This window comes from Mycolicibacterium flavescens (assembly GCF_001722335.1).
GTDB lineage: Bacteria > Actinomycetota > Actinomycetes > Mycobacteriales > Mycobacteriaceae > Mycobacterium > Mycobacterium flavescens.
Genome location: NZ_MIHA01000004.1, coordinates 52,389 through 77,172, shown reverse-complemented (window position 1 = coordinate 77,172; position 24,784 = coordinate 52,389). Strand labels below are relative to the sequence as shown.

General features: G+C 69.2%; 24 protein-coding genes and 1 other RNA gene. 14 read left to right on the top strand and 11 right to left on the bottom strand.

Annotated elements, in window-relative coordinates:
• Positions 1-576: 576 nt before the first annotated feature.
• Positions 577-972, bottom strand: a complete 396-nt coding sequence (locus BHQ18_RS06630; RefSeq protein WP_069412808.1) for a VOC family protein — start codon at positions 970-972, stop codon at positions 577-579.
• Positions 973-1,450: 478 nt separating this feature from the next.
• Here BHQ18_RS06630 and BHQ18_RS06625 point away from each other — a divergent pair, with 478 nt between their 5' ends.
• Complete coding sequence (locus tag BHQ18_RS06625; RefSeq protein WP_234794096.1) at positions 1,451-3,151, top strand: cellulase family glycosylhydrolase; 1,701 nt, start codon at positions 1,451-1,453, stop codon at positions 3,149-3,151.
• 42 nt (positions 3,152-3,193) lie between these two features.
• On the opposite strand, the gene BHQ18_RS06620 is transcribed toward BHQ18_RS06625, so the two are convergent.
• Positions 3,194-4,021 carry an oxygenase MpaB family protein gene (locus tag BHQ18_RS06620; RefSeq protein WP_069412807.1) on the bottom strand — a complete coding sequence of 276 codons (828 nt, stop codon included), beginning with the start codon at positions 4,019-4,021 and terminating at the stop codon, positions 3,194-3,196.
• 36 nt (positions 4,022-4,057) lie between these two features.
• On the opposite strand from BHQ18_RS06620, the gene BHQ18_RS06615 reads away from it, so the two are divergent.
• On the top strand, positions 4,058-5,020 hold the full coding sequence (locus tag BHQ18_RS06615) for a cobalamin biosynthesis protein (RefSeq protein ID WP_069412806.1): 963 nt from the start codon (positions 4,058-4,060) through the stop codon (positions 5,018-5,020).
• On the opposite strand, the gene BHQ18_RS06610 is transcribed toward BHQ18_RS06615, so the two are convergent.
• Genes BHQ18_RS06610 through BHQ18_RS06600 form a run of 3 tightly spaced genes read right to left on the bottom strand, consistent with a single transcriptional unit; the run spans position 4,974 to position 6,977 of the window.
• Positions 4,974-5,801, bottom strand: a complete 828-nt coding sequence (locus BHQ18_RS06610; protein WP_069412805.1) for an SURF1 family cytochrome oxidase biogenesis protein — start codon at positions 5,799-5,801, stop codon at positions 4,974-4,976. The genes BHQ18_RS06615 and BHQ18_RS06610 overlap by 47 nt on opposite strands.
• Entirely contained in the window at positions 5,801-6,295 is a 495-nt protein-coding gene (locus tag BHQ18_RS06605; RefSeq protein WP_069412804.1) for a low molecular weight protein-tyrosine-phosphatase, read from the bottom strand. The genes BHQ18_RS06610 and BHQ18_RS06605 overlap by 1 nt, the downstream gene beginning before the upstream one ends.
• Positions 6,288-6,977 carry an HAD-IA family hydrolase gene (locus tag BHQ18_RS06600; RefSeq protein WP_069412803.1) on the bottom strand — a complete coding sequence of 230 codons (690 nt, stop codon included), beginning with the start codon at positions 6,975-6,977 and terminating at the stop codon, positions 6,288-6,290. The genes BHQ18_RS06605 and BHQ18_RS06600 overlap by 8 nt, the downstream gene beginning before the upstream one ends.
• 47 nt (positions 6,978-7,024) lie before the next feature.
• Here BHQ18_RS06600 and cobC point away from each other — a divergent pair, with 47 nt between their 5' ends.
• From cobC to BHQ18_RS06580, 4 genes are read left to right on the top strand one after another with little or no spacing between them, the layout of a single operon-like run.
• Positions 7,025-8,047 carry an Rv2231c family histidinol phosphate aminotransferase CobC gene (gene cobC / locus BHQ18_RS06595; protein ID WP_069412802.1) on the top strand — a complete coding sequence of 341 codons (1,023 nt, stop codon included), beginning with the start codon at positions 7,025-7,027 and terminating at the stop codon, positions 8,045-8,047.
• A complete protein-coding gene (locus tag BHQ18_RS06590) occupies positions 8,044-9,162 on the top strand; it encodes a Nif3-like dinuclear metal center hexameric protein (protein WP_069412801.1) in 1,119 nt (372 codons plus the stop codon). Before cobC ends, BHQ18_RS06590 begins: the two co-directional genes overlap by 4 nt.
• Before the next feature lies 1 nt (position 9,163).
• Positions 9,164-9,901 carry a zinc ribbon domain-containing protein gene (locus BHQ18_RS06585; RefSeq protein WP_069412800.1) on the top strand — a complete coding sequence of 246 codons (738 nt, stop codon included), beginning with the start codon at positions 9,164-9,166 and terminating at the stop codon, positions 9,899-9,901.
• Positions 9,898-10,977, top strand: coding sequence for a bifunctional RNase H/acid phosphatase (locus BHQ18_RS06580; protein ID WP_069412799.1), 1,080 nt, complete (start codon positions 9,898-9,900; stop codon positions 10,975-10,977). Before BHQ18_RS06585 ends, BHQ18_RS06580 begins: the two co-directional genes overlap by 4 nt.
• On the opposite strand, the gene BHQ18_RS06575 is transcribed toward BHQ18_RS06580, so the two are convergent.
• On the bottom strand, positions 10,974-11,546 hold the full coding sequence (locus BHQ18_RS06575) for a type II toxin-antitoxin system RelB family anti-toxin (RefSeq protein WP_069412798.1): 573 nt from the start codon (positions 11,544-11,546) through the stop codon (positions 10,974-10,976). The genes BHQ18_RS06580 and BHQ18_RS06575 overlap by 4 nt on opposite strands.
• Positions 11,547-11,592: 46 nt before the next feature.
• Between BHQ18_RS06575 and BHQ18_RS06570 the strand changes: the two genes are divergently transcribed.
• Positions 11,593-12,531, top strand: coding sequence for an NAD(P)/FAD-dependent oxidoreductase (locus BHQ18_RS06570; protein ID WP_069412797.1), 939 nt, complete (start codon positions 11,593-11,595; stop codon positions 12,529-12,531).
• A 1-nt stretch (position 12,532) separates the two neighbouring features.
• Positions 12,533-13,156: a class I SAM-dependent methyltransferase gene (locus BHQ18_RS06565; protein WP_069412796.1), complete on the top strand. Its 624-nt coding sequence runs from the start codon at positions 12,533-12,535 to the stop codon at positions 13,154-13,156.
• Between the two features lies 1 nt (position 13,157).
• Here BHQ18_RS06565 and BHQ18_RS06560 read toward each other — a convergent pair whose 3' ends face one another.
• The gene (locus tag BHQ18_RS06560; RefSeq protein WP_069412795.1) at positions 13,158-13,853 is read right to left on the bottom strand and encodes a 2OG-Fe(II) oxygenase; all 696 of its coding nucleotides are present in this window, start codon (positions 13,851-13,853) and stop codon (positions 13,158-13,160) included.
• Between the two features lie 137 nt (positions 13,854-13,990).
• On the opposite strand from BHQ18_RS06560, the gene BHQ18_RS06555 reads away from it, so the two are divergent.
• Positions 13,991-15,547 carry an HNH endonuclease signature motif containing protein gene (locus BHQ18_RS06555; RefSeq protein ID WP_069412794.1) on the top strand — a complete coding sequence of 519 codons (1,557 nt, stop codon included), beginning with the start codon at positions 13,991-13,993 and terminating at the stop codon, positions 15,545-15,547.
• On the opposite strand, the gene BHQ18_RS06550 is transcribed toward BHQ18_RS06555, so the two are convergent.
• Together BHQ18_RS06550 and BHQ18_RS06545 are read right to left on the bottom strand one after the other, a co-directional pair.
• Positions 15,544-15,984: a VOC family protein gene (locus BHQ18_RS06550; RefSeq protein WP_069412793.1), complete on the bottom strand. Its 441-nt coding sequence runs from the start codon at positions 15,982-15,984 to the stop codon at positions 15,544-15,546. The two genes, BHQ18_RS06555 and BHQ18_RS06550, sit on opposite strands and share 4 nt — an antisense overlap.
• Before the next feature lie 16 nt (positions 15,985-16,000).
• Entirely contained in the window at positions 16,001-16,450 is a 450-nt protein-coding gene (locus BHQ18_RS06545; protein WP_069412792.1) for a helix-turn-helix domain-containing protein, read from the bottom strand.
• A 59-nt stretch (positions 16,451-16,509) separates the two neighbouring features.
• Between BHQ18_RS06545 and rnpB the strand changes: the two genes are divergently transcribed.
• Positions 16,510-16,929: RNase P RNA component class A (gene rnpB / locus BHQ18_RS06540), an RNA gene on the top strand.
• 5 nt (positions 16,930-16,934) lie between these two features.
• Here the strand turns inward: rnpB and BHQ18_RS06535 are convergent.
• Entirely contained in the window at positions 16,935-18,410 is a 1,476-nt protein-coding gene (locus BHQ18_RS06535) for a CYTH and CHAD domain-containing protein (protein WP_069412791.1), read from the bottom strand.
• A 65-nt stretch (positions 18,411-18,475) separates the two neighbouring features.
• On the opposite strand from BHQ18_RS06535, the gene BHQ18_RS06530 reads away from it, so the two are divergent.
• Positions 18,476-19,255 (top strand): enoyl-CoA hydratase/isomerase family protein, encoded by a 780-nt coding sequence (locus BHQ18_RS06530; protein WP_069412790.1) that lies wholly within the window; start codon positions 18,476-18,478, stop codon positions 19,253-19,255.
• On the opposite strand, the gene panB is transcribed toward BHQ18_RS06530, so the two are convergent.
• Positions 19,252-20,085 carry a 3-methyl-2-oxobutanoate hydroxymethyltransferase gene (panB, locus tag BHQ18_RS06525; protein WP_069412789.1) on the bottom strand — a complete coding sequence of 278 codons (834 nt, stop codon included), beginning with the start codon at positions 20,083-20,085 and terminating at the stop codon, positions 19,252-19,254. The genes BHQ18_RS06530 and panB overlap by 4 nt on opposite strands.
• A gap of 162 nt (positions 20,086-20,247) precedes the next feature.
• Between panB and BHQ18_RS06520 the strand changes: the two genes are divergently transcribed.
• The 3 genes from BHQ18_RS06520 to BHQ18_RS06510 all read left to right on the top strand — a co-directional run bounded on the left by BHQ18_RS06520 (position 20,248) and on the right by BHQ18_RS06510 (position 24,782).
• Positions 20,248-21,639 (top strand): WS/DGAT/MGAT family O-acyltransferase, encoded by a 1,392-nt coding sequence (locus BHQ18_RS06520; protein ID WP_069412788.1) that lies wholly within the window; start codon positions 20,248-20,250, stop codon positions 21,637-21,639.
• A gap of 46 nt (positions 21,640-21,685) precedes the next feature.
• Positions 21,686-23,197, top strand: coding sequence for an alpha/beta hydrolase (locus tag BHQ18_RS06515; protein ID WP_205866056.1), 1,512 nt, complete (start codon positions 21,686-21,688; stop codon positions 23,195-23,197).
• Positions 23,198-23,321: 124 nt separating this feature from the next.
• Positions 23,322-24,782: an alpha/beta hydrolase gene (locus BHQ18_RS06510; protein ID WP_372516638.1), complete on the top strand. Its 1,461-nt coding sequence runs from the start codon at positions 23,322-23,324 to the stop codon at positions 24,780-24,782.
• Positions 24,783-24,784 lie beyond the last annotated feature (2 nt).

The following is a 24,784-nucleotide window of genomic DNA, read 5'->3' as shown; positions in this document are numbered from 1 at the left end:
CCAAGTATCGACAGTCCGAGCGATATGACCGGATTTGTGAACGTAACTCCGCGAAACGTGCGAGACGCGGTGCCACCTAAGGTTGGCCGTTAGACGGCAAATACCGAACGATGCAACAAAGTTGTCGACCAACTGATCCGATACGAAGTGCATCCGACGTCCGGTCCAGCCCGTATTCAGGTAGCACCTTCAGCTTAGGCGCAAGTCTCCTCAGATCCGGCAGTAGGCCTGCCTGCGATTGCACGATTGCTGTAACAGGATGCTTAAGACAGGAATCACTTACTCAGGGGTTAGGGCAGTCGGGCGCCAGGCCGACTTGCCGGCTTCAGCGCGGGGGCGCCGTCGAACGTCGATCGTCGCCCGAGGGCTCCTTTAGGCGAGCGGAAAACCCGCCCCGCTGTGCCGAGAGTGTGCCAAGACGTGCAGCTACAGTGGCTGAAGCCATGGAGGTTTGGCCACGGATGAGACGGCTGAGCTGGACGTATGTGTACCTATGCGACGACGTTGAAGTGCAGAGACGCAGTGCGGCGAGATTTACACACCAGCGGTCGGCGGTTCGATACCGTCCGCGCCCACTCATCCCGACGGGGCGAAAAGCTCCAGCGCGATTCCGTCAGGATCGCGAAAGCTGAGCCCCGAGCCGTAGTGCGCGTCAACGATGGCGCCGTGCTCGATACCAAGCGCATCGAGGCGGCTGCGCCACTGCTCGAGTTCGGCACGGTCGGCGCATCCGAAGCCGACGTGGTCGAGGCCCGAACGGAATTCGGTGAACCGATCGTCGGTCATCGGTCGAGTGTGCTCGTGGATCCCGAACAGCGTGCCGTTGTCGAACTGCCAGACCACATGCCGGAACCCGGTTTCGGTGTGTTCGTCGAGGACGGGGTCGGCGTCGATCAACGCCCGGTACCACGGCGCACTGACCGACAGGTCCCTCACCGTCAGAGCCACATGATTGAGCGCAGGGAAGGGCATGCCGGCTCCTCACTCGATGGTGGTCTCGATCATCCGCGCTGCCCGGCGCCGCGGGGTGATAACGGCCACAAATTCCCGCAACCGCATCCGGCTTAGCTGCCGTCGTGCGTTAGCCGAGCTAACTCGACGGGAGCTTTGCTTTACGGCGTATTCTTGGCGCGCCCTGTTATCCGGCTAACGAAATTCACCACCTAAGCCCACCTATGTAGTTGGTACAAGTAACGACCATCGACATTTACTAAATTTGCATCTTCGGGACTGAAAATACCATTCTCGGCTGACCAAGATCGCTAAAAAGACTGGTAGAAGTCGGGCAATCTGTGACGAAACGGGTTAGAGCCCGCAATTTCCGGGAATGAATCGATCTGTATCGATGAGGCCGGCGCGGGGGCCGGTAAGGGTGAATCACGGAATGGGGATACTGATGCAGCAAAAAGGTGGCCGGCGCTCGAGGCGGCCCGTTTTCAAGATCGGCTTAGTGGTCACCGCGTCTGCGGTGGTAGCGGCAGGGGCGGGAACCATCTTCTCCGAGTCGCCGTCGAAGAACGTGGTGACGCTGCCGTTCGTCAACACCGCGGCGATCAACACGTCGAACACCACGGTCGGTTTCGCGGACTCCGACCTCTACGGCATGACGCCGGCCGAGGTTGAACGCACGCTCGACGAGATGCAGGCGATGGGCGTCAACAACGTCCGCATCCTGATCCCGTGGGCCGGTGTGGAACTCGCAGACGACTTCTACTACTGGGACACCGTCGACTACCTCGTCGAGGCCGCCGACAGCCGCGGGATGGGCATCCTCGGCGTGCTGAACTCGACGCCCGCTTGGGCTACCGAGCCCGGCCTGCCGCCGGTGGTCAGCCCGCCGGCCGACAACGAGCAGTACACGGAGTTCGTCTCGCTGGCCGCCGAGCGCTACGCCGGAAAGGTCTCGGCCTACGAGGTGTGGAACGAGCCGAACGCCTACTTCTACTGGGCACCCGCGCCGGATCCCGCGGCCTACACCGAACTGCTGCAGGCGGCGTATCCGGCGATCAAGGCCGCCGATCCGGAGGCGACCGTCGTCGGCGGCGTCGTCGGTTCGGTTACCGACGTCGCTGGTCTGGCGTACAACCCGATCACCTTCGTCGAAGGCATGTACGAGAGTGGGGCCGCGGGTTACTTCGACGCGCTGTCGCTTCATCCGTATCAATACACGCTGCCGTTCTCGCAGGGGCGACCGTACGGTGCGGCGGCGCCGATCACGCAACTCGAGACCATGCACGAGCTGATGACCGCCAACGGTGACGGTGACAAGCTGATCTGGACCAGCGAGTACGGCGAGCCCACCTCGGTCGTCGACGAAGCCACGCAGGCCGCGTTCATTCAGGACTACCTGAACACGTGGAGCGAGTTCGACTACACCGGGCCGTCTTTCATCTACACGACGCGTGACCGCGACACCGACAGCACGGTCGTCGACGACACCCTGGGTGTGCTGCGCGACGACTTCTCCTGGAAGCCCGCCGCGTACGTGATTCGGGAGTGGACGGAACGTTATCCGCAGACCGTGCCGGACGCGGTGACGCTGACCGCCTTCGCCGACGAACTCGAGGCGGCGACCGGTGAGCCGTTGGCGCTGGCGTCGATGGAGGCCACCGAGGTGCCGCAGAGCGCATTGACGACGACGCTGGCGTCGACCGAGACGGAGGCGCTCACGCCGACGACGGCCGAGGCGCTCGAGGCGGTGACCGAGGCCATCCAGACCACCGAGGCCGAGACCACCGAAACCGTCGAGGCCACCGAGACCGTCGAAACAGCCCCGGTCACCGACGAGGTGACTGAGGAAGTCACGGAGGCAACGGATGTCGACGTCGAGACGGCTCCGGTGGGGCGGTCTGCGGTGACGCCGACGTCGATCGACACCACCGACGCCGAGACCACCGAGGTCGAGGTGACCGAGGCTGAGGATGCCGACGCGACCGACACCACCGACGCGACGGATGACGCCGACACCGCCACGGGTTCGACCACGAGCTCGACCACCGGCAGCACCAGCTCGACCACCGGAAGCACCAGCTCGACCACCGGGAGCACGAGTTCGAGCGACACCGACACCGGTTCGAGTGACAGCGATTCCAGCGACAGCGATTCCAGCGACAGCGATTCGGGCAGCGACTCCTCGGACGCTGCGGCCTAGCCCGCCGTCGTCAGACAACTGAACAACGTCACGGCAGGCGGATCACACGATCCGCCTGCCGAGGCGTTTGCGGGCCCGCATATCCCACAGGTAGAGGCGGTATCCGAACAGCCAGGCCTCCCGCGGAATCACGCGGTCGGCGATCCGCAGGGCGGTCAGCAGCATCTCGAAGCGTCGCTGTTGCGCGCCGGTCCAGTTCAGTTTCATGTGCTCGCGGAACTCCTGCGGCAGGAAACCGGTCGTCGCGAACAGGTTGAACCGCCCCGCCAGCAGCCGCAGCGGTGCCGGCAGGAAAGCCATCGACGCGACACCGTGCAGATGCTCACGCACCGGCTCGTCGATGCGCAGCTCGTCGAGCGAGCGTTTCCAGTATTCGTCGAACGCCACCCGGTCCGGCGGCCACATCTCGGCGCGGACCTGCAGTGTGGTGCCGAGCTTGCGGGCGTCCTGATAGACCGCGTCGGCGGCCTCGTCGTCGAGCGGGCCGTACAGGAACTCGTGCTGATCGGTGTAGTAGCGGTACAGGCAGGCAGCCACCCAGAGCTGCAGCTTGGGGTCAAACGCCGTGTACGACACCGGACTCGACGCGGTCGAGCGGACCAGCGCGTGCACCCGGTCCACCTCGTCGCGGATCAGCTTGCGGTCGCTGTCGGTGCCCATGGTCGCAACCGCAAGATACGTGCCGGTGGTCCGGGCCCGTTTGAACGGATGCTTGTAGACGTTGCCGCTGTCGACGGGGCTTTCCAGCACGCCGTATCCGACGCCCGGCGACGCCAGTTGCATGATCACGTTCGCCGCGGGCAGCAGCGCCGCGGCGGGATTGATCAGATCGACGACGCGCGTGGCGCGGCGCGGTGGCCCGAACCTCATGTCGACCAGTAGATCACGTTGTGAGACGCTCGCGGGATGCCCGCGTCCCTCGCCCGTGCCCGCGCGGTCGGGATCGCCGCCGGTTACGCGGCCGACCTGCTGTTCGGCGATCCGCGCCGCGGACACCCGGTGGCGTTGTTCGGTAGCGCGGCAGCGGCTTTGGAGCATCGAACCTACGCCGACACCCGCAGCGCCGGCGTCGTACATGTCGGCGCGCTGCTCGGCGCGTTGACCGCGCTCGGCGTGACGGCTGACCGGGCCGCCGCACGCGCGGGCGCCGTTCCCGCGGCGCTGACCACGGCGGCGGCGGTGTTCGTCGCGCTCGGCGGGACGTCGTTGGCGCGCACCGGTGCGCAGATGGCGCAGCACCTCGACTGTGGCGACATCGATGCTGCGCGACAGCTGCTGCCGTCGCTGTGCGGCCGCGACCCGGCCGTGCTCGACGAACACGGCCTCACCCGCGCCGCTCTGGAATCGATCGCCGAGAACACCTCCGACGCGGCGGTCGCGCCCCTGCTGTGGGCGGCACTCGGCGGCACGCCCGCGGTCCTGCTCTACCGCGGCGCCAACACGCTTGACGCGATGATCGGCCACAAATCGCCGCGGTATCGGCTTTTCGGCTGGGCGGCAGCGCGTTTCGATGATCTGGCCAACTACCTGGCGGCCCGGCTGACCGGGCTGCTGGTGGCGGTCTGCGCGCCGCTGGTCGGTGGGTCCGCGCCGGCCGTGCTACGCGCGTGGCGCCGTGATGCCGGCCGTCATCCCAGCCCCAACGCCGGTGTCGCGGAGGCCGCGTTCGCCGGTGCGCTCGGCGTGCGGCTGGGTGGGCCCACCCAGTACGCCCATCAGCTCGAGGTCCGGCCCGCGCTCGGCGACGGTCCGCCACCGCAGGTCGCCGATCTCCGTCGGGCGGTGCGGTTGTCGCGTGCGGTACAGGTCGCCGCTGTCGTGTTCAGCGTCGCCGCCCGTAGCGGTCGGCGAGCTTCTGCTCGGTGGTGAGCGGCACGTCGGGGGCGGCCTCGACCGCCTCCTGGGCGGCCTTCTCCCGTCGGCGCTGACGCAGTTCGGCGAACGCGAAGTAGCCCAGCCCGATCGGGGCGATGATGCCGAACGCGATCCACTGGATGCCGTAGGACAGGAACGGCCCGGCATCGAGGTGTGGAAGCGGGATCACGCCGAGCCCGCCGGGCTGGTCCTCGGTCAGCTGCAGGTAGGACCCCGTGAGCGGAACGCCGGTGAGCGCCGCGATCTGCTCGGTGTTGATCGAATAGACCTGCTGTGCGCCGTCGGCCTCGAACGGCTCCCGGCCCAGCGCCCGCAACTCGGAGTCGCGCAGCCGGGCCTCGATGGTGACCGTGCCGTCGGGCGCCGGCGCGATCTCGGGCACCCCGGAGCCCTGGACGGGCCGGACATATCCACGGTCGACCAGCACGGTCGGTCCGTCGTCGACGGCGAACGGCACCAGCACTTCGAAGGCCGGCTCACCCTCGACCGTGCGCAGACGTGCCAGCACCTGCGCGTCGGGCAGGTAGCGGCCGGTCGCGGTCACCCGGTGCCACTGCTCCTCGGGGGCGGCCGAATCCTGTTCGGGCAGAACCGATGTGACTGGCACCGGATCGGCGGACAGGGAACGCGAGATCTGCGCGTTCTCCCGGGAGGTCTTGCTGTTCTTGCCCAGCTGCCACGGCGCCAGCACGGTGAAGCACAGATAGGCGAACGCGATCACCACCACGAAAAGCGCCAACCACGACGGTCGGAACAGGAAGGCGAAGCGACGCATCAGCTCGCGATTCCCCTCGCGGCGAGTTGCTCGTCGACCCAGGCGTGCAGGCCCGGCAGCGACGACTCGATCACCGTGAACACGTCTTCGAAGTCGGCGTGATCGCCGTAGTACGGGTCCTCCACGTCCAGGGCGTGCGCACCCGAGCGCGGGTCGAACGACCGCAACATCCGCAGGCGACCGTCGGGCACCCCGAGATCCTTGAGCATCCGAACGTGGTTGCGGCCCAGCGCGATCACCAGGTCGGCCGCCAGATGGTCGTCGTCGACCTGGGCGGCGCGGTGCGCGGTCGGGTAACCGTGCTCGCGCAGCACGTGGGTGGCCCGCCGGTCGGCCGGCTCACCGGCGTGCCAGCCGCCGGTGCCCGCGCTGCTCACCCGCACCGCGTGGCCGAGGCCGCGCTCGCTGATCTGATGGGCGAACATCTTCTCGGCCATCGGCGAGCGGCAGATGTTGCCCGAGCACACGAACGTCACGTGCAGCAGTTCAGACACCCAACACCTCACGCAACTCCGTGACCGTCGCGACGTGGGCGGCCGGCTGTGCGGCGTCGGGGCCTTCGAAATCCGTGCGTCCGTAACCCCATCCGACCACCACGGTGTCGATGCCGTGGGCGGCGGCGCCCTCGACGTCGTGCGAGCGGTCGCCGACCATCACCACCCGCTCCGGCATGTCGTCAATCTGCGCCAACGCGTGCGCGACCACGTCGACCTTCGCCGCGCGGGAACCGTCGACGCTGGCGCCGGCGATCACCTCGAAGCAGTCGTGCAGGCCGAAATGCTCGAGGATCCGCTGCGCGGTCGGCTCCGCCTTGGAGGTGGCCACCGCCATTCGCACACCGGCCGCGCGCAGGTCGTCCAGCAGCGCCGGGATCCCGTCGAACACCCGGTTCATCGCCCAGCCGCGGCTGCGGTAGTCCTCCCGGTACGCGGCGATCGCCGCGTCGGTGCGCTCGCCGAGCCCGAGGTTGCCCAGCGTGTGGTGCATGGGCGGGCCGATGATCATGGTGGCCAGGTCCCCGTCCGGGACGTCCGCGCCGACCGACCCGAGCGCGTGCCGGAAGCTGGCGACGATGCCCTGCGCGGAATCGGTCAGGGTGCCGTCGAGGTCGAAGATCACCAGCTGCGGGCGGGTTGCGGTCGTGGTCGGGTCCAGCGTGTCGGTCACGACCCCCATTGTCCCCGATCTCAGAACCCGCCGGCGCGGCGCACTAGGGTCGTGATGTGGCGAGTCCTCTACGTGCGGCAGCGCGGTACCACGGCGACCAGGCCGTGGCCCCGGGGATGCTGGATTTCGCCGTCAACGTCCGCGGCGCAGCACCGCCGTCCTGGCTGGTAGAGCGCCTCGCGGGCCGGTTGGGCGACCTCGCGCGCTACCCGAGCCGCGACGACGAACTGCGCGCTTGCACCGCCGTGGCCGCCCGCCATCACCGCGAGATCGACGAGGTCGCGCTGCTGGCCGGGGGCGCCGAGGGGTTCGCGCTGCTGCCCGACCTGCGACCGCGCCGGGCCGCGCTGATCGCGCCGTCGTTCACCGAGCCCGAGGCGGTGCTCGCGGCGGCCGGGGTGCCGTTCGACCATGTGGTGCTCGACCCGCCGTACACGCTGGCCGCCGACGCGGTGCCGGCCGAGGCGGACCTCGTCGTCGTCGGCAACCCGACCAACCCGACGGGTGTGCTGCACACCCGCGAGCAGGTGCTGGCGCTGCGGCGGCCGGGCCGCATCGTGGTGGTCGACGAGGCGTTCGCCGACGCCATCCCCGGCGAGGCCGGCTCGCTGGCCGCCGACCCGCTGCCCGACGTCCTGGTGCTGCGCAGCCTCACCAAGACCTGGGCGCTGGCGGGTCTGCGGGTCGGCTACGCGCTGGGAGCTCCCGACGTGCTCGACCGGTTGACCGCGCGCCGCCCCCACTGGCCCCTCGGCACGCTGCAACTCGAGGCGATCAGCGCGTGCAGCCACCCCGATGCGGTGGCCGCCGCCGACCGGTCCGCGCGCGCGGTGCTCGAGGACCGCTCCGCGATGGTGGCCGGGTTGACTAGCATCGGCGTCCAGGTCGTCGAGGGTTCGGCGCCGTTCGTGCTGTTCTGCGTCCCGGATGCCGAGCTGACGCGGAAACGACTGGAAGACAGGGGGATTGCCGTGCGACGCTGTGACACGTTCGTCGGACTCGACGGCCAGTTCCTGCGGGCCGCGGTGCGCCCGGAATGGCCGGTGCTGGTCGACGCCGTCGCCGAGGCGCTGCGATGAGCGCGCGGCTGGCCGACGTCATCGACGTGCTGGAGGCGGCGTACCCGCCCGAGCTGGCGCAAGGCTGGGATTCGGTCGGACTGGTGTGCGGCGACCCCGACGAGACGGTCGAGTCGGTCACGGTCGCGGTCGACGCCACCCCCGCGGTGGCCGCCGAGGTGCCCGAGCGCGGGCTGCTGCTGGCCCACCACCCGCTGCTGTTGCGCGGCGTCGACACCGTCGCCGCCAGCACCGCCAAGGGCGCCCTGATCCACGGCCTGATCCGCACGAACCGCGCGCTGTTCACCGCGCACACCAACGCCGACTCGGCCGCACCCGGCGTCTCCGACGCGCTCGCCGAAGCGCTCGGATTGACGGTCGAGGACGTGCTCGAACCCGTGGGCGGAGGGCGGGACCTCGACAAGTGGGTCGTATTCGTGCCCGCCGCCAACGCCGACGCGGTACGCAACGCCATGTTCGCCGCGGGCGCGGGCCACATCGGGGACTACTCGCACTGCAGTTGGTCAACGACCGGAACCGGCCAGTTCCTTCCGCACGAGGGTGCCTCGCCGGCCATCGGCAGCGTCGGCGCGATCGAACGGGTGCCCGAGGACCGGGTGGAGATGATCGCGCCCGCGGGACTGCGCGCGCGGGTGCTCACCGCGCTGCGCGGCGCACACCCGTACGAGGAACCGGCGTTCGACATCTTCGCGTTGGCGCCGATCCCCGGCGACGTCGGCCTGGGCCGCATCGGCACGCTGGCCGAGCCGGAACCGTTGTCGGCGTTCGTCTCCCGTGTCCGCGCGGCGCTGCCCGAGACCTCGTGGGGGGTGCGCGCAGCCGGTGACCCGGGTGCGACGGTGTCGCGGGTCGCGGTGTGCGGGGGAGCGGGTGATTCGCTGCTCGGCCGGGTCGCGCGCGTCGGCGTCGACGCGTATGTGACCTCGGATCTGCGCCACCATCCCGCCGACGAGCACCGGCGGGCCTCGGGGGTCGCCCTGGTCGACGTGGCGCACTGGGCCAGCGAGTACCCCTGGTGTCATCAGGCTGCCGCCCTGCTGCGCGGCCACTTCGGTGACGCGCTTCCCGTACAGGTGTCGGCGGTGCGCACCGACCCGTGGAACGTTGAGGATTGATATGAAAGCCGATGTAGGGCAACAGAAGTCGTTGCTGGAACTGGCGGAGCTCGACGCTGAGCTGGGCCGGATCGAGCATCGCGGCAAGAACCTGGCCGAGCAGCAGCGTCTCGAGGAGGTGCAGGCCCGCCACCGTGAGGCCAACGACGGCCTGGCCGCCCTGCAGATCGCGATCGAGGATCTCGATGCACAGATCGCGAAGTTCGAAACCGAGATCGACGGGGTGCGGCAGCGCGAGGACCGCGACCGCAAGCTGATGGCGGGCGGCACCGTCGACGCCAAACAGCTCACCGAACTGCAGCACGAACTGCAGACGCTGGAGCGCCGCCAGTCCTCGCTGGAGGACTCCCAGCTGGAGGTGATGGAGCGCCGCGAGGAGCTGCAGCGCGACCAGGAGCAGGCGCTGGCCAAGATCGACGAACTGGAAGGCGAACTCGCCGCTGCGCAGACCGCGCGCGACGAGGCGCGCACCGGTCTCGAACAGCAGCGGCACCAGGGTCTGTCGCGGCGCGACGAGCTCGTCGCGGCCCTCGATGCCGAACTGGTGGCGATGTATGAGCGGCAGCGGGCCCGCGGTGGTGCCGGTGCCGGAGCGCTGCAGGGCCGCCGCTGCGGGGCGTGCCGGCTCGAGATCGACAAGGGTGAGCTGGCGCGGATCTCGGCCGCCGCCGACGACGAGGTCCTGCGCTGCCCCGAGTGCGGGGCGATCCTGTTGCGCGTCAAGGGGACCGGCGCGTGAAGGTGATCGTCGAGGCCGACGGCGGATCGCGCGGCAATCCCGGACCGGCCGGCTACGGCTCGGTGGTGTGGTCGGGTGATCACGCGACGGTACTGGCCGAAAGCAAGGAGGCGATCGGTCGCGCCACCAACAACGTCGCCGAATACCGCGGTCTGATCGCGGGTTTGACCGAGGCGGCCGACATCGGCGCCGACGAGGTCGACGTCCGGATGGACTCCAAGCTCGTCGTCGAGCAGATGTCCGGGCGTTGGAAGGTCAAGCACCCGGAGATCGCCGTCCTGCACCGGGAAGCCACCGGGATCGCGGGACGCTTCGATCGCGTCACCTACACGTGGATCCCGCGGGCGCAGAACAGTCACGCCGACCGGTTGGCCAACGAGGCGATGGACGCTGCGGCCGAGATGCCGGCGCAACAACCAGCGCAGCCGGCGTCGAACCCGGTGGCCTGGACCGGCGCCCGCGGCGAACCGACGCGCTTCCTGCTGCTGCGTCACGGGCAGACGGAACTGTCGGTGGAGCGGCGTTATTCGGGCCGCGGCAACCCCGCGCTGACCGACCTCGGTCGGCGCCAGGCCGAGGCGGCGGCGGCCTATCTGGGCCGCAAGGGCGGTGTCGCGGCGGTCATCACCTCACCGCTGCAACGCGCCTACGACACCGCGGCGGCGGCAGCCAAGGTGCTCGGCCTCGACGTGACCGTCGACGACGACCTGATCGAGACGGATTTCGGGGCGTGGGAGGGTTTGACGTTCGCCGAAGCCGCGCAACGGGATCCGGACCTGCACCGCCGGTGGCTTCGCGACACCAGCCTGGCGCCGCCGCAGGGGGAGAGCTTCGACGCGGCCGCCGTCCGGGTGAACCGGGCGCGGGCGCGGATCATCGCCGAGCACGCCGGCGAAACCGTGCTGGTGGTCTCGCACGTGACGCCGATCAAATCGCTGCTGCGGGTGGCGCTCGACGGTGGCTCCAACATTTTGTACCGACTGCATCTGGATCTGGCGTCGCTGTCGATCGCCGAGTTCTACCCCGACGGCGCCGCGTCGGTGCGGCTGGTCAATCAGACGGCGTATCTGGATTAGTCGTGCAGGTGGAGCCGCTCACCGTGCGGCCCGAAGATCGTGATGGCCTCGACCGGTCCGTCGACTACGCCGAACCAGTGCGGTGTCCACGTTGAGAACTCCACGGCTTCACCGGGTTTGACGACGAAGTCGCGCTCGCCGAGGATCAGCCGCAACTGACCCGACAGCACGTACATCCAGTCCTGGCCCTCGTGCACCGGTAGCTCGTCGGGCGGAGTCCGTCGGCGCGCGCTGATCCGGATCTTGAACGCCTGCAGACCGCCGGCGGGCTGACGTGTCAGCGGCCAGTACGTGATGTTGTGGTGGGTGTGCGAGCCGGCGCGGACGCGCGGGTCCTCGGCTTCCGGGGTGCGCAGCAGTTCGTCGGTGCTGACCGACAGCGCGGCCGCCAGCCGCGGCAGGTGATCGAGGGCCAGACGGCGCTTACCCGATTCCAGCCGCGACAGTGTGGACACGTCGATGTTGGAGCGTCCGGCGACCTCCTCGAGGGTAAACCCGCGCTGCATGCGCAGTTCACGCAGCCTGCGCCGCACCCGGGCGTCGACGCTGTCCTCCGGTTTTGCCTCCATGGCAAGAAAGCTTGGCATTTCTGCGGCACGGTTGCAATGTGGTGGCATGAACTTCGAATGGGATTGCGTCGTTGTCGGTGGTGGCGCGGCGGGATTGAGTGCGGCGCTGGTGTTGGGCCGGGCGCGGCGTCGGGTGCTGCTGGTGGACTCCGGTGCGCAGAGCAACTTGGCCGCCCACGGAATCGGCGGCCTGCTCGGGCACGACGGCCGTCCGCCGTCTGAGCTCTACGCGATGGGCCGCGAGGAACTGGCCGCGTACCCGAGCGTCGAGGTGCGCACCGGTGAGGTCGTCGACGGTACCGGTGAGGCAACCGGTTTCACGGTGCGCCTGGCCGACGGCACGACCGAGCGGACGCGCCGGGTCCTGCTCGCCACCGGCATGGAGTACCGGCCGCCCGAGCTACCCGGTCTGGCCGAGTTGTGGGGCGGGTCGGTGTTCCACTGCCCGTTCTGCCACGGGTGGGAGGTCCGCGACCAACCCCTGGGTGTGCTGGCCGATGGTGAGCGCGCGGTGCACATGGCGCTGCTGCTGCGGTGCTGGAGCGACGACGTCATCGTCCTGACCTGTGGCGCAGACGATTTCGACGATGCTCAGCTTGGGCGGTTGGCGGCCGCGGGGGTGGGGATCGAACCGAAGGTGGTGCGGGAGTTGGCTGGCGACGGCGGACGGCTGGAGGCGGTGGTCTTCGACGACGGAAGCCGGTTGCCGCGCACAGGTCTGCTGGTGGCCACCACGTTGCACCAGCGATCACCTCTGGCTTCCCGGCTCGGCGTCGCCGCAGGCGATCCGACCCCGGTGGCGCAGGACCCGGTCACCGTCGACGCGATGTATCAGACCAACGTGCCGGGCGTCTTCGCGGCCGGTGATCTCAGCGCGATGATGCCGCAGGTCGCTGCGGCCGTCGCGGCCGGTTCGGGCGCCGCTGCCGCGGTGATGCAGAGCCTGCTCACCGAGGATCATCCACTCATTCACGAAGGGAACTAGCATGTCAACGCCTGACGCCAAACAACATTGGGAAGAGCACTACAGCGCCCGTGACCGGATCTGGAGCGGTCGGGTCAACGTCCGGTTGTCGGAGATCGCGACGACGTTGACACCCGGCAGGGCACTCGATCTGGGGTGCGGTGAGGGCGGTGATGCGGTGTGGCTCGCCGAGCAGGGATGGCAGGTCGTGGCCGTCGACATCGCCGAAACGGCCTTGCGCCGCGCAGCTGACGAGGCGGCGGCACGAGGTGTGGCCGACCGGATCTCGTTTCAGCAGCAGGACCTGTCGACCGGATTCCCCGAGGGCGAATTCGACCTGGTGTCAGCACATTTCCTGCACTCGACGTTTCCGCTGGACCGGATGCCGATCTTCGCCGCGGCAGCGCGGGCCGTGCGGCCGGGCGGGATGCTGTTGATCGTCAACCACAGCGGGCCGCCGCCCTGGCACGCCGAACTGGACCACCACAACACGTTCGACGCGCCGCAGGACATCGTCGCCGCGCTGAATCTCCCTGCGGAACTGTGGGAGACGGCCGAGATCCGCTCCGTCGAGCGGGAGGTCACCACACCCGAGGGCAAACCGTTCACCTGGTTCGACAACGTGATCATCCTGCGGCGGCGGTAGTTCATGCTGCATCGTGGAAGATGAGCCCGAGCGTGTAACGCTGGCCCGACCGCACCACCGAGACGCCGTGGCGCACGGGTGCGGCCGACCACCCGCGGATCGCGGTTACCGGGCGCTCGCGGGTGGTGAACACGTAGCCGTGCCCGCGCGGCAGGAGCGTTGCGGTGCCGCGGGATTGGGCGCGTGGCCGCTGCTCGAGGAGCAGGAACTCGCCGCCGGTGTGGTCGACGCCCGGTTCCATCAGGTTGACGACGACCTGCAGTGGAAAAACCAGATCGCCGTAGAGGTCTCGGTGCAGGGCGTTCCAGTCGCCGGGGCCGTACTTGAGCAGCAGCGCCGTCGACTTCGTCTGACCGGCGGCGTGACACCGATCCAGCCACTCGTCGAGGGTGTCCGGCCAGGGGGTCGGCCGGCCGAGCTTTCGCCACCAGTCTCTGGCTATCGGTAACAGGCGTGGATAGAGCGCCTGGCGGAGCGCCTCGACCGGTTCGGGGTAGGGCTCGGCGAAGTAGCGGTACTCGCCTCGACCGAAGCGGTGGCGGGCCATGTCGACGGTCGCGCGGAACAGGTCGTCGACGGGGTAGAGGTCGCGGATCGCGGCTGTCTCGTCGTCGGTGAGCAGGCGGGGGAGCAGAGCGCCGCCGTACTCGTCGAGCTCGTGTGTGATCGCGGGCCAGTCGGCGGTGTCGGTGCGCATACCCGGTAGACGGTCGGCACGGCCGCATTGTGAGATCCCGGCCGACATTTGGATGAAGTTATCCCCAAGTTGAAATTCATCCACAGTTGCGCGGCCGAGGGTGGCTCACGACGCTGGACGCGGCTAGCGTCGAAAGCATGTTCGAGAAATTGGTGGCGCGAGCGGTCGGCAGCCGGGACGCTGTCGGCGCGGTGGACGCGTGGGCGCGGGTGGAGAACGCCGCCTGCGCGCGCCGGCTCGCGGCCTCCGCCGACGTCCTCGCGCGTCACGTATCCGCCGACGGCTCGGCTGAGCGGGAGAACTGGTCAGCCGACAATTGGGCCGCGGCAGTCGCTGAGATCGCCGCAGCCCAGGGTGTCTCGCGCGGTGTGGCATCCCATCAGCTGCTGACCGCTTGGGGGTTGCGGAAACGGTTGCCGCGGGTGGCGGAGGTGTTCGCCGCGGGGGCCATCTCGTACCGGATGGCCCAGGCGATCGAGTCGCGGACCCGGTTGATTCGCGATCACGAGGCGAAGGCCAAGGTCGATGCCGAGATCGCCGCCCGGGTGGAGCAGTGGACGAGCTTGTCGGTTGAGAAGATCGAGAAGGAGATCGACTTCTGGGTGGATCGCTATGACCCGTTCGCGGTGCGGCGCACCCAGATGAAGACACGCGGGCGCCATGTTGACGTCCACATCTGCGACGACGGGTCGGGCATGGCCTATGTCGAGGCGTTGCTGATGGCCACCGACGCCGAGGCGTTCGACAGACGACTGGACGCGATGTGCGCCGCGGTGTGCGACGACGACCCGCGCACCATGGAACAGCGGCGCGCGGACGCGATGGGCGCCATCGGTCAAGGTGCGGATCGGCTCGCGTGCACGTGCGGGCGCGAGGATTGCGCGGCCGCGGAACTGACGGTCAGCTCGACGGTGATCCATGTCGTGGCTCGTGAGGAATCACTCTCCGACGACACCGACGTCGACCTCGACGGCGAGGATCCGCCGGGACCGTCACGCGAGGAACTGCTGCGCATGACGGTGCGGGAGGCGTTGTCGCCGAGGCCTGAGGACATGCCGTCGGCACCGGCCGACACCGATCCGGCCTATCTGCTGGGTGGCGGGATGCTGCCCGCGCCGCTGCTGGCCGCGAAACTGGCCGGCACCGCGAAGATCGAGTACCTGCGGCATCCCGGCGGGGCGCCGCCCGAACCGCGATACCGGCCCTCGGCGGCGTTGGCGTGGTTCGTCCGGTGCCGCGATTTGACGTGTCGGTTCCCGGGCTGCGACGTGCCCGCCGATCGCTGCGACATCGACCACACGATCGCCTACCCGGTGGGTCCCACGCAGGCGTCGAATCTGAAATGCCTTTGCCGACAGTGTCATTTGCTCAAGACGTTCTGGGGGTGGCGGGATGTTCAGCACCCGGACGGGCGGGTGGACTGGATCTCCCCGACGGGGCAGACCGTGACCACCTGTCCGGGTGCCGAACTTCTGTTCCCGGCGCTGTGCCGGCCCACCGCGCCGGTGGACCCTGCGATCGTGCGGCAGGCTGCCCGGGTGCCGAACGGCGCCCAGGCGCGCGGGCTGAGGATGCCCCGCCGCAAGCGGACTCGCGCTCAGGACCGGGCCGCGGCGATCGAGGAGGAACGCGCGCGTAACGCTCCGGTCAATGCCGCCCGAGTCGCCGAACGCGATAGACCCCCGCCCTTCTAAGGGCCGGTCAGCGTCGACAGATCCGCCAGTTGCGTGAGGCGGACGCTGTTGCCCGAAGGGTCGCGGAACCCGCAGTCGATGCCGTACGGCATTTCGTGTGGCTCCTCGGTGAACTCCACACCGCGCGACTTGATCTCCTCGTACGACGCCTGGCAGTTCTCGGTGGTCAGGAAGATCGTGCCGGCGAAACCTTTGGCGGTCAGGTCCAGCACCTGCCGGCGGGTCGGCTCGTCCATCACCGGTTCGCCGGGCACGGCCATCAGCACGATCGACACGTCGTCCTGGCCGGGTGGGCCGACGGTGAGCCAGCGGAAGATCCCGTCGACGTCGGGTAGCGAAACATCCTGCCGCACTTCCATACCGACCTTCTCGGTCCAGAACTTCAGCGCGGCTTCCTGGTCGTGCACCCACAGGTGGGCGCTTGCAATCTTGATCATGTCAGCGACGCTACGGTCAGCCCGCCCGGCCCGTCTTCTCCCCGTGTGCTGTCTTCACTACACGGCTGTCGGCGCGCGGCCGGGTGTCGCGCTTGAGGATGCAGCTGGGGATCGGCGCGCTCAGCGCCGCGGCCGGCCGGCTGGCCCGGTACGCCGCAGGCGGCAACCCGTAGACCCGCGCGAAGCTACTGGTGAACGACCCCACGCTCTGCAGGCCCACCATCACGCAGATGTCGGCCACCGAGCGGTCGGTGTAGCGCAGCAGCGCCGCGGCCCGTTCCAGCCGCCGCGTCTGCAGGTACGCCCGCGGCGACTCCCCGAACGTCTTGGTGAACATCCGCGAGAAGTGCGCCCGCGACAGCCCCGCCGCGGCCGCCAGATCGTCGACGGTCAGCGCCTCCGCATACCGCGCGTCGACCATGTCTTTGGCCCGCAGCAGGTAACGGGCCGGAGGCACCTGCGCCATGAACGCAGTATGGCGAACTCGCGAAACTGTGTCACCAGGCAGTACCGTGGATCCGCGGATGAGTTGGCTGGGCGGCCGCGGGAATCAGGGTCACCTGGTTCTCGAGGAAAGTCCGGACTTCACAGAGCAGGGTGATTGCTAACGGCAATCCGAGGTGACTCGCGGGAAAGTGCCACAGAAAGCAGACCGCCACCTCGGTGTCTTCGGGCGCCGGGGAGGTAAGGGTGAAACGGTGCGGTAAGAGCGCACCAGCATTCCGGGTGACCGGAGTGGCTAGGCAAACCCCACCCGAAGCAAGGCCAAGAAGGCCGCAACCTGGTTGCGGTCGCGCAGGCGTCCGAGGGTTGCTCGCCCGAGCCTGCGGGTAGGCCGCTCGAGGCACCCGGCGACGGTGTGTCCAGATGGATGGTCGCCGCCGCGGCGCCGTGGTCAACCGCGGCGCTGCGGAACAGAATCCGGCTTACAGGCCAACTCATCCGCCCTCTCACCGCTTCTTCTTGCGGACCGCCTTGTCCAGCTTCTTGAGCGCCCTGTCGAGCCCGTCGCGCGCCTGGTCGGCCAGCTCATCCTCGATGCGGTACAGCACACCGTAGGTGAACGTGTCCTCGCGGGCGGCGTGCGCGGCCTCGGCCTGCTGGCTCAGATGCGTGCGGCTGACCACGCTGTCCTGGTGATCGCCCAGCATCGACTGGATGCTCTTCGCCCGATCCGAAATCTTGTCGTCACCGGTCGCGGCGGCGGTATAGCGAAGTCGCTTGGCGCCCTTGCGAATCCGGTGCAGCGCCTCGTCCTTGTCGTCGTCGGCACCGGACTTGGCGGCGGCTTTGGCCGCCTTGCGGACCCGTTTGTACGCCGAGTCGATCGTCGCCGTGACGTGCTCGGGCTGCTGCCCGGGTTCGGCCGCGACCAGCCCCTCCAGCGCGTCCAACAGCCGGAAGTACCGCTCCGAGCGCATCGCGACCAGCGACCGTCGCAACCCCGCGTCATACCGCCGCTGCGCCCCCTCGACCAGCCGCTGCCGGATCGGCCCGCGCACCAGTTCCGCCGGTAGCCCGTCGAGCGCCTCCTGATACCGTTCGGCCAGCACCTCGGCGTCCCGCGCCACCCCGAGGATCGACGCCAACTGCCGCAACTCGTCGAGAACCCACGCGTCGTCGGAGATCCCGAACGCCTCGCGCGACGACTGCAGCAGGCTGCGGATCTTGCGGGTGGTCACCCGCATCTGGTGCACCGAGTCGTAGACGTCGGCCCGCACCGCCCGGTCCCACTCGATCAGCTCGCCGATCAGGTCGGCCACCGCCCGGTGCATCGGGCCTTTCGGCTCCGCGGCCGGCGCGCCCTCCGCCGTCGACAACACCCTGGCCAACTTCGACCCGCTGGCCGCCGGTTCGGCGCCCGCGTCGAGCAACCGGTTCGACAACCGGTCCAGCAGGTCCCGGTCGTCGCCGCCGACCAGTTCGAGCTCCCACTCCCGCCAGGTCTGCTCCTCGCCGTCCGGAAGCGCCTCCGCGCTCACCTCGTCATCGCAGAACTCGGCCAGCGGCGCGCCGTCGGGCCCGTAGAGCATCTCGACCGTGCGCTGCGTGATGATCCGCGCGACGGGCGAGAGCGGTCGGTTGCGCACGATCGCCAGCACCACATCGCGCAGACCGTCGGGCACCCCTCCGTCGTCGTCGCCGAGCGGTTCCCTGACCTCGGTGCGGGCATCGGGCCCGGCGGGCAGCTTCAGATGCCAGCCGGCGTCGGGCCCACCCGTGCGGCGACGCAACGTGATGCGCCGCGCGGCCAGGTCGTGGCCGGGGGTGTCGAAATACACCGCTTCCAGCAGGTACGACGGTGAGCGTTCCACCCGGCCGACCGCTGAGAGCCCGTCGAACGACGGCGCCACGCTCGACTCGACGACATCGAACTTGCGCTCGACCTCCAGATGCCGGGATGCCTTGTCCGCTGATTTGCCCATGGTGAGAATCCAGCCTGCCACATGCGCGTGAACACCGGCGGTTGCTGCGAGGCTAAGGTCCACCTGTGACCGATTACGAAACGTTGACCTTCGAACAGTCCGGCGCCATCACCCGCATCGCATTGAACCGCCCGGACGCCGCAAACGGCATGAACGGCACCATGACTCGGGAACTGGCCGACGCCGCCAGGCGCTGCGACACCGCCGCCACCAAAGTCGTGGTACTCACCGGGACCGGCCGGTTCTTCTGCGCGGGCGGCGATTTGAAGGACTTCGCCGCCGCCCCCGACCGCGGCGCCCACGTCAAGGGCGTCGCCGACGATCTGCACCGTGCCATCTCCAGCTTCGCCCGGATGAACGCCGTGCTGATCACCGCCGTCAACGGCACCGCCGCCGGCGCGGGCTTCTCGATCGCGGTGACCGGCGACCTGGTGCTGGCCGCCGAGTCCGCCTCGTTCACGATGGCCTACACCCGGGTCGGGCTGAGCCCCGACGGCAGCGCGTCCTACTACCTGCCCCGGCTGATCGGCATCACCAGGACCAAGGAACTCATGCTCACCAACCGCAGCCTGTCGGCGCAGGCGGCGTCGCAGTGGGGGCTGGTCACCGAGGTGGTGCCCGACGCGGACCTCGCCGCGCGCACCGACAAGCTCGCCGGCCAGATCGCCGCCACCGCAGCCGGATCCAACGGCGGCGTCAAGGCGTTGATGCTCGCGACGTTCAAGAACGGGCTCGAGGAACAGATGGAACTCGAGGGCCGGCTGATCGCCGAGCGCGCGAACTCGGCCGACGGCCGCGAAGGCGTCGACGCGTTCCTGGCGAAGCGGAAAGCCGAGTTCGCCTAGAACGAGTGCTCGTCGGCGGGGAACACCCCGCTGGCGACCTCGTCGGCGTATTGCTCTGCCGCACGGCGCAATTCGACACCCACATCGCCGAACCGCTTCACGAACTTCGCGGTCTTGCCGCTGGTCATGCCCGCCATGTCCTGCCACACCAGAACCTGCGCGTCACAGTTGGGGCCCGCGCCGATGCCGACGGTCGGGATGGTCAGCTTGCCGGTGATCTGGGTGGCCAGCTCGGCAGGCACCATCTCCATCACCACGGAGAACGCGCCCGCCTCCTGAACGGCGATGGCGTCGTGGATCGTCTGCTCGGCGGCGTCCCCCCGGCCCTGCACCCGGAACCCGCCGAGGCCGTTGACGCTCTGCGGGGTGAAACCGATGTGCGCCATGACCGGGATCCCGGCCGCCGACAGCGCCGCGATCTGCTCGGCCACCCGCTCGCCGCCCTCGAGTTTCACCGCGTGCGCACCGGTCTCCTTGAGGAACCGGGTCGCGGTGGCCAGCGCCTGCGCCGGGCCGCCCTCGTAACTGCCGAACGGCATGTCGGCCACCACCAGCGCGTGCGGGGCGCCGCGCACCACGCCGCGCACCAGCGGGATCAGCTCGTCGATGGTGACCGGCACGGTGGTGTCGTAGCCGTACACCACATTGGCGGCCGAATCGCCGACCAGCAGCACCGGGATGCCGGCCTCGTCGAAGACCCGCGCGGTGGAGTAGTCGTAGGCGGTGAGCATGGCCCACTTGTGCCCTTCGGACTTCCACTTCTGCAGGTGAAGGGTGCGAATTTTGGTGCGAGGTGCGGAGGCAGCTCCGTAGACGGTCTGCTCAGACATCGTTGTCCCCCAAATCGGGTGGGTCCGGTCGAATCCTCGAGGCCCGTTGCGGGTCCCCGGGTTCGTCTGACCCGACCAGTCTGCCACCCCGTGGCGGAGAAGTTAAAAGCCCTGTTGAGTGGATTTCCTCACACCCGCGCCTCGCGGGCATAGCATCGGCGAATGCAACGGCTCAGCGGGCTCGACGCCAGTTTCCTCTACCTCGAAACCGCGCAGCAGCCGCTGCATGTCTGCTCGATCCTCGAGCTCGACACCTCCACGATGCCGGGCGGATACACCTTCGACCGGTTCCGCGACGAGCTCAACCTGCGCATCAAGGCGATGCCGGAGTTCCGTGAGAAGCTGGCCGACAGCCGCTTCAACCTCGACCACCCGGTGTGGGTGGAGGACAAGGATTTCGACCTCGACCGGCACCTGCACCGGATCGGGTTGCCCGCGCCGGGCGGGCGCCGCGAACTCGCCGAGATCTGCGGCCACATCGCGTCGCTGCCGCTGGACCGCAGCCGGCCGCTGTGGGAGAAGTGGGTGATCGAGAACCTCGACGTCACCGACCCGCAGGGCGGCGGCGGGCTGGTGGTGCTGACCAAGGTGCACCACGCCGGGGTCGACGGGGTGACCGGCGCCAGCCTGATGTCGCAGCTGTGCAGCACCGAGCCCGACTCGCCGCCGCCGGACCCGGTCGACGGCACCGGTGACGCCAGTTCGCTGGAGATCGCGGTGAGCGGTGCGGTCAAATTCGCCACCCGCCCCCTCAAGCTCGCCAACGCGTTGCCGCTGACCCTGTCGTCGGTGGTCGACACCGTGCGCCGGGCCCGCACCGGGCTGTCGATGGCGCCGCCGTTCGCCGCCCCCAGGACGCCGTTCAACGCCAACGTCACCGGGCACCGCAACGTGGCGTTCGCCCAGCTCGACCTCGAGGACGTCAAGACCGTGAAGAACCACTTCGGGGTCAAGGTCAACGACGTGGTGATGGCGTTGGTGTCCGGGGTGCTGCGCAAGTTCCTCGCCGACCGCGGGGAGCTGCCGGACAACTCGCTGGTGGCCATGGTGCCGGTGTCGGTGCACGAGAAATCGGACCGGCCGGGCCGCAACCAGGTGTCCGGGATGTTCTCCCGCCTGGAGACCCACATCGAGGACCCGGCCGCCCGGCTGAAGTCCATCGCCGAGGCGAATTCGGTTGCCAAACAACATAGTTCGGCGATCGGCGCGACCCTTCTGCAGGACTGGACGCAGTTCGCCGCCCCGGCGGTGTTCGGGGTTGCGATGCGGGTGTACGCCGCGAGCCGGCTCAGCGGCGCCCGACCGGTGCACAACCTCGTCATCTCCAACGTCCCCGGCCCGCAGGTGCCGCTGTACTACGTCGGCTGCGAGGCCAAGGCGATGTACCCGCTCGGCCCGATCTTCCACGGCTCCGGACTCAACATCACCGTGATGTCGCTGAGCGGCAAACTCGACGTCGGCATCGTGTCCTGCCCGGAGTTGCTGCCCGACCTGTGGAAGATGGCCGACGACTTCTCGGCCGCGCTCGACGAGTTGCTTGCCGCCACGCGATAGGCCGCCTAGCCAGGGCCGATGTCGGGTCATGGCAGCATGTGGAGCCATGAACGCCAAGATCGGGGTCCTCGCGGCCACGGCGCTGCTCACCGCCGGCGGGTGCAGCAATATGGTCGACGGACGCGCGGTCGTTGCGGTACCCCCGCCCGGCAGCCCGATCCAGTGGAGCGCGTGCCAGACGGCCTCACCCGACGAGTCGCGGGTCCCAGCGGGCGCCGAGTGCGGGATGCTGTCGGTGCCGGTGGACTACGACGACCCCGACGGCGACGTTGCCCGACTGGCGATGATCCGGTTCCCGGCTACCGGCGAGAAGATCGCGTCGCTGATCGTCAACCCCGGCGGGCCGGGGGAGTCCGGCGTCGAGGCCGCCGCGAACCTCGTCGGCTCGCTGCCCGAGTCGGTGCGTTCGCGGTTCGACCTCGTCGGGTTCGACCCGCGCGGGGTCGCCAACTCCACCCCCGCGCTGTGGTGCAACTCCGACGCCGACAACGACCGGTTGCGCGCCGAGCCGCAGGTCGACTACTCCGAGGAGGGTGTCGCCGAGATCGAGGCGGAGACCAAGGAGTTCGTCCAGCGCTGCGAGGACAAGATGGGCAAGGAGTTCCTGGCCAACGTCGGAACCGTCAACGTGGCAAAGGATCTCGACGCGATGCGCGAGGCCCTCGGTGACGAGAAGCTGACCTACCTCGGCTACTCCTACGGCACCCGGATCGGCGCCACCTACGCCGAGAACTTCCCCGACAAGGTGCGCGCGATGGTCCTCGACGGCGCGATCGACCCGAACGCCGACCCGACCGAGGCCAACATCCGCCAGGCCGCCGCGTTCCAGACCGCGTTCGACGACTTCGCCGCGGACTGCGCGAAAGCCCCGACCTGCCCGCTGGGCACCGATCCGGCCAAGGCCAACGACGTCTACCACAGCCTGGTCGACCCGCTGGTCGACGAACCGCTCGAGACCCGCGATCCGCGCGGGTTGAGCTACTCGGACGCGGTGGTCGGCACCATCCTGCCGCTGTACTCGCCGAACTTGTGGCGCCATCTGTCCCAAGGCCTTTCGGAGATGCAGCAGGGCCGCGGCGACACCATGCTCGCGTTGGCCGACCTGTACATGGGCCGCGACGAAGAGGGCCACTACAACAACTCCACCGACGCGCGGGTCGCGATCAACTGCGTCGACAAACCGGCGGTGACCGACCGCGCCAAGGTGGTCGAAGAGGACCGTCGCGCCCGCGAGGCCGCGCCGTTCATGAGCTACGGCGAGTTCACCGGCCACGCCCCGCTGGGCACCTGCGCGTTCTGGCCGGTGCCGCCGACCAGTGAACCGCACGAGATCAAGGTCGACGGGCTGCCGCCCACGCTGGTGGTGTCGACGACGAACGACCCGGCTACGCCGTATCAGGCGGGCGTCGAACTGGCCAAGCAGCTCAACGGGACGCTGGTGACGTTCGACGGCACCCAGCACACCGTCGTGTTCCAGGGCAACCAGTGCGTCGACGACATCGCCGCGCGCTACCTCGTCGACGTGCAGGTGCCCCCGCCGGACACCCGCTGTTCCTGACCACTGTCACAGCCTGGTCACCGTTGTATCGCGGCCGGCGGCCGGCGGCCGGCCGCGTGCAACCATGTCAGCCATGTGGCGGCGGGCGGGGTCGATTCTGTGTGCGTTGGCGGTGGTCTCGCCCATGGTCTTGTTCGTGGCCCCGCCGGCTTCTTCGGCGACGCTCGCGTGGAGCGCCTGTGACGCGATGGTCGGGGAGGCCAAGGCCCGGGCCGTCCCGACCGCACGCTGCGGATCGGTCGCGGTGCCCATCGATTGGACCAAAACGGATTGGACCAAACCCGAAGGCGCCCAAGCGAATCTGGCGGTGATTCGGATCCCGGCGACGGGCGACCGGATCGGTGTCCTGATGGTCAACCCCGGCGGTCCGGGGGCGTCGGCCGTCGACACCGTCGCCGAGATGGGCGCGGCACTGGCCGGCAGCGCGATCACCGAGCGCTTCGACCTGGTCGGCGTCGACCCGCGCGGTGTCGGGCACTCCACGCCGCAGCTGCGCTGCCGCACCGACGCCGAGTTCGATGCGTTTCGCCGCGACCCGCTGGCCGACTACAGCCCGGCAGGTGTCGCGCACATCGAGCAGGTGTACCGCCAGTTCGCGCAGTCGTGCGCGCAGCGGATGGGCACCGACTTCCTGGCCGGCGTCGGCACCGCCACCGCGGCCCGCGACCTCGACGTGGTCCGGGTCGCGCTCGGTGAGCCTCAAATCAGCTATCTGGGCTACTCGTACGGCACCGAACTCGGCGCGGCCTACGCCGCGCAGTACCCCGACCGGGTGCGCGCGATGGTGCTCGACGGCGCGATCGACCCCGACCTCGACCCGATCGAACACCGCATCCGGCAGATGGCCGGGTTCCAGAAGGCGTTCACCGCGTACGCGACCGACTGCGCCAGGTCCCCGGGCTGTCCGCTGGGCACCGACCCGGCTCAGTTCGTGACGCGGTACCACCAACTGGTCAACCCGCTCGTGCAGCGGCCCGGCCCCACCTCGGACCCGCGCGGGCTGAGCTACCAGGACGCCATCACCGGAACCGTCAACGCGCTCTACTCCCAGCGCTACTGGAAGTTCCTGACCAGCGGGCTGCTCGGGTTGGCGCGCGGCACCGACGCCGAAGACCTGCTGCTGCTGGCCGACGACTACCAGGGCCGCGACGCCGCGGGCCGCTACACCAACCAGCAGGACGCGTTCACCGCGATCGGCTGCGTCGACTCGCCGTACCCGGCCGACCCCGCATCGTGGGCGCAACTGGACCGTCGTGCCCGGGAGGTGGCGCCGTTCCTGTCCTACGGCCCGTTCACCGGCTTCGCGCCGCGCGACGTGTGCACGATGTGGCCGGTGCCGCCGACGTCGTCGCCGCACCAGGCGTCCTCACCGGGACCCGGCAAGGTGGTCGTCGTCTCCACCACCGGCGACCCGGCCACGCCTTATTCGGCCGGGATCGACCTGGCCCGCCAGATGGACGCCCCGCTGATCACCTTCGAAGGCACCCAGCACACCGTCGTGTTCAACGGCGACGCCTGCGTCGACACGGCCGTGGTCGACTTCCTGGTCGACTCGGAGTCGCCGCCGGACGGGCTCCGGTGTTAATC